Source organism: Sporichthyaceae bacterium, from assembly GCA_036493475.1.
Taxonomy (GTDB): Bacteria; Actinomycetota; Actinomycetes; order Sporichthyales; family Sporichthyaceae; genus DASQPJ01.
This window is the reverse complement of record DASXPS010000199.1, coordinates 1-4423: the sequence shown is the minus strand read 5'-3', so window position 1 is coordinate 4423 and position 4423 is coordinate 1. Positions and strand designations below refer to the sequence as shown.

General features: G+C 68.7%; 4 protein-coding genes and 1 pseudogene. 1 reads left to right on the top strand and 4 read right to left on the bottom strand.

Annotated elements, in window-relative coordinates; translation table 11 throughout:
* Positions 1-949, top strand: a 949-nt coding sequence (locus tag VGJ14_19200) for an alkaline phosphatase family protein (GenBank protein HEY2834555.1), incomplete at its 5' end; no start/stop codon positions are given.
* 141 nt (positions 950-1090) lie between these two features.
* On the opposite strand, the pseudogene VGJ14_19195 reads toward VGJ14_19200, so the two are convergent.
* From VGJ14_19195 to VGJ14_19180, 4 genes and pseudogenes are all read right to left on the bottom strand, one after another.
* Positions 1091-1486: pseudogene (locus VGJ14_19195) on the bottom strand (IS1380 family transposase).
* 83 nt (positions 1487-1569) lie between these two features.
* Positions 1570-2562, bottom strand: a complete 993-nt coding sequence (locus VGJ14_19190) for a tyrosine-type recombinase/integrase (GenBank protein ID HEY2834554.1) — start codon at positions 2560-2562, stop codon at positions 1570-1572.
* Entirely contained in the window at positions 2559-3488 is a 930-nt protein-coding gene (locus VGJ14_19185) for a tyrosine-type recombinase/integrase (protein ID HEY2834553.1), read from the bottom strand. The genes VGJ14_19190 and VGJ14_19185 overlap by 4 nt, the downstream gene beginning before the upstream one ends.
* A partial coding sequence (locus VGJ14_19180) for a tyrosine-type recombinase/integrase (protein ID HEY2834552.1) occupies positions 3485-4423 on the bottom strand: 939 nt, incomplete at its 5' end. The genes VGJ14_19180 and VGJ14_19185, both read right to left, overlap by 4 nt.

The following is a 4423-nucleotide window of genomic DNA, read 5'->3' as shown; positions in this document are numbered from 1 at the left end:
GATCTTCGAGCGGCTCGAGCAGCACGGCAGGACCTGGAAGGTCTATGTGATGGAGCCGATGTGCTTGTCCTTCACTGGTGTCATCCACTTTCCGCGGCTGAAGGACCGGCTGGCAACGCACTTCGTGCGGTTCTCGGAGTTCGAGAAGGACGCCGCGGCCGGGACGCTGCCCGACTTCTCGCTGATCGAGCCGGACATGATCGCCGGTCACGGCGACTACCACCCGGCCTTCGGCCGGTCGTTCTTCGGCGGCAACGTCGATATCGGGCTGGATCCGTCATCGGCAATGCAGGGCGGTGAGGCGTTCCTGGAGCGGGTCTTCAACGCCTACCGGTCCGCCACCGCAGAGCCGGGCACTAACGTCTGGAACACCACCTTGCTGATCGGTTGGGACGAGCCGGGCGGAACCTACGACCACGTCCCTCCGGGACCGGTCCCGCCGCCCGATGCGGCCGCACCTGCGGGTGAGCTCGGCTTCACATTCGACCGTTCCGGCTACCGCGTGCCGGCCGTCATGGTCTCGCCGTGGGTCGAACCCGGCTCGGTCTACAACGAGGAGTACCGGCACACGTCGCTGATCGCGACGCTGCGCAAGGCGTGGGACCTCGGCGCACCGTTCACCCAGCGCGATGCCTCGGCACGTACCTTCGACCACGTGTTCACCCGCGGCACACCGCGTGACCCGCAGACCTGGGCCACCGTCGCCGCCCAGCCGCTGCCTGCATGGGCTATTGACTACAACACCATGGGCAAGGCCCTCGGCTATCTCGGCAAGGACGTCGCACCCGGCATAATCGAGTACGCCAGGCAGATAGGGGTCAAACTCCCACCGCAACTAGACAACCCCGCCGCCCAACTCACGCCCCAGCTCATCGTCGAAGTCATCAGGGACGTCGCGTTCCACTACTTCCCCCAGCTGGCGCCCAGTGGCGCAAGCGATAGCCACTAAGCCTCGATCCGTGGACCGGCTGACCAACTGATCTTGCGGCCCTGTAGTTGATCTTCGGTGTTTTGCGCGTGTCTGTGCTGCTGGTCTGCCCAGCTTCTCCACGGTCTGGTTCTCCGGTCCGGCCTGTGCGGCGGTGGACGGTCAGGCCGCGGCGGGTGGGCCAGTGCCGAACACGGCGTGCCAGAGCGCGACCCAGTCGCTGGCCCAGGGCCAGTGCGCGGGCAGGTGCAGCGTCCGGCGGCGTTGTGGCCGGGCGATCCGGGCCGGGACCACGACCAGGTGCCGGCGCAGGGTGGCGCCGCGGGCGAGGGCGTGCCGGTGACCAGCGAGGGTGCCTGCGGCGCGGAGCAGGTTGTGGCAGATCGCGGCGCAGATGGCCCACGCGCTGTTGGCGGCGAACCGGCCCGAAGGCAGGTGGGCGAGCGGGCCGTCGATCAGGTCGGCGAAGACGGTTTCGATGATCGCGTGCCGGCGGTGGGTGATGTCGGCCTGCGCGGTCGGCTCGTCGTTGTTGGTGAAAAACGGGTGGTAGCGCCACTATGCGCAGCCCCTCGTTATGGCTTGGCGTACTGGCGGGTCGCGGCCTGGTCTGCGTGTTTGGGCGTTCGTGGGCGGCATAATCAGAGGTTGTCGAGGAAGGTCAACAACTGGTCGGTGGGTCGGTAGCGGCCGGGTTTGGTGTTCACCGGCGTGGTGCGGGCCAGGGCGCGTTCTTTGATGGACATGTCGGCGTGCAGGTAGATCCGAGCGGTGGTTTCGGCCCGTTCGTGTCCGAGCCATAGGGCAATCACGCTGGTGTCAGCCCCGGATTGCAGTAGTGACATGGCGCAGGAATGCCTGAGGACGTGTGCAGTTGCGCGTTTGGTGCGCAGGGACGGGCATCGTCGCTGTGCGGTGGTGGCGTGTTTGGAGGCAAGGCAGGTCATCGCGGCCCGGGTGAGCGGCGTGCCTCGGCGGGTCGGGAACAGGGGGTCGCCGGGCTGGCCTTGGCGTTCACGCATCCAGGCCCGCAGCACGGCGACGGTTTGCTTGGACAGCGGCGTGCAGCGTTGTTTCCTGCCCTTGCCCCAGCACTGGACGTGAGCACCGGTGCCTAGCTCGACGTCTTGGTTGCGCAGTCCGGTGAGTTCTGATGCGCGCAACCCGGTTTGCAGGGCGACGTCGAGCAGCGCGTGGTCTCGCCGTCCGGTCCAGGTGCGGCGGTCGGGGGCGGCCAGCACGGCGTCGGCTTCGGTCTGGTCGAGGTAGGTGACCTCGGCGCGGTCGCAACGTTTGCTGGGGATGGCGAGCACACGGGCGATGAGTGCGCCGTGTTCGGGGTGGCGGAACGCTGCGAAGGAGAAGAACGAGCGGAGGGCCGCGAGGCGGGCGTTGCGGGTGCGGGCACTGTTGTGACGGTCGGCCTCCAAGTGGTCCAGGAAGGCTGCGATGAGTGGCGCGTCGAGATCGGCCAAGTCCAGCCGGCAGGGCTGCTTGCCGGTGCGTGCACACACGAAACGCAGCAGCAGGCGCCAAGCGTCGCGGTAGGCGGCGATGGTGTTCGGGCTGGCGTGACGTTGACCGATCAGCCGTTCGGTGAAGTAGGCCTCGAGGGTGGGCGCGAGGGTGCTCACGGCCGCACCGCCAGGTTGCGTGCGCGTCGCTCGGCCGCCAGGGCGAGCAACTCGGGCACTGCCGAGAAATACCAGTAGGTGCAGGCGGGTTTGCGATGGCCCAGGTAGGTGCTCAACCAGGGCAGGCGGGCCTGGACATCGACGCCGTCGCGGTACCAGCCGAGCACGGTGCGCACGGCGAAACTATGCCGTGCGTCATGGATGCGGGGCCGGCACCGGTCCGAGCGTGGCGTGAGCCTGGCGTCGCGCACCAGGCGCGAGAACGTTTGCTGGACGGTGCTGTAGATCAGCCGGCTGCCCGCCGCGGACACGAAGAAACTCGCCGTCGTCGACGAACGTCGCGACCGCTCGCGCAGCGCTGCATAGCCGCGTAGTGCGTCGATGGTGCTGGGGTGAAGTGCCAGCTCGCGGCTCTTCGCGAACTTGGAGTCCCAGATGACCAGCACGCTCTCGTCCCAGTCCACGTCATCGCGGTCGAGGCGAATCAGCTCTCCGACCCGGGCCCCGGTCACCATCAACAATGCGATCAATGTTTCGTAGGTGGCCGCCCGCAGGGCCGGGGTGAGTGAACGGGCGGCGGTCATCAACGCGGCGACCTCAGCGTCGGAATACAGGTAGGGCGTGGCCCGGCACTTCGACCTGGGCAGCAGCCGGGCCGGTGGCACCTCGGTCGCCGGATCGAAGGCCTGCAGGTGACGGGCGAAACCGCGCACCACGCTCAACCGGTTGCTCACATAGGTCGGATGGGCGTCCGGTCCGGGCAGCCAGGCCCAAGCCAGCGCGAGCTCGGCGGTGACCGTCGTCGCGCCGGCTGCCTGCAGGTAAGCGACGAAGTCGTTCAAGAGCCAGGGGTGCCGCTCAAGCTTGGCGCCCAAGGCCCGGCGGACCGTGAGGTAGTCCTCGACAGCCTGATGCAGATCGCTCATGCCGCACCCCCCGGCCACGGCAGGGCGAGTGTTCGCAGCGCTGTCCGGTCGACCTTCGCGTAGATAGCCGTCGCGGTCGCCGAACGCTGCCGCAGCAACTGGCCGACTTCGGCCAGCGAAGCGCCTCCGGCCAGCGTGGCCGTGGCCGCGCTGTGACGCAGCCGATGCGGGCCCACCGCCGGAAGCCCGGCGCGCCGGCACGCGGCACGCACCACTTGGCCGACCACGTCGCGGGACACCCCGACGATCGGGGCGCGCACCTTCAAGAACAGCGCCCTGCACCCCACCCTGGGACGCTGGCGCAGATAGGCGACCACCGCCTCGCCGACGTCGGCAGGCAGCGGCAGCCGCTCCTGCCGATTCCCCTTGCCGCGCACCACGATCTCGCCATGGCGCCAATCAACATCGGCCAGTTCAAGCCCGGCAACCTCACCGGCACGAAGCCCCAGCCGGTGCAACACCGTCAGGATCGCCAAGTCACGCACCCCCACCACGGTGTGCTCGTCGCAGCCGGCGCGCATCGCCGCGATCACCTCCGGCCTCAACGCGCGAGGCAGCGACCCCTCGGCCCAGACCGTGGCCGTCGGCACAACCTGCGCCAGCGGACGATCCGTGTAACCCGCCACCAGCAAGAACCGCAACAGCGACCGCAGCCCGGTGACCAGCACCGTCGCCGACGCGACCCGGGGGCCGCGGCACTGGCAGACAACAAAAGACGTCACGTCCCCGACGGTCAGCCGCTGCAGATCGAGCCCATCAGACCGTTCGCACTCCGCCAGGAACAACCGCGCCACCACCAGATAGCGACACACCGTGCCGGCGGCCAGCCCCCGCTCGCATTGCAGGTAGTCGCGGAAGGCCGCCAGCAGCAGCTCGCCCGGCGTGCCACCCACCGGCTCCGCCGGCAGCGGAATCGCGCCGAGACCACGCAGGTA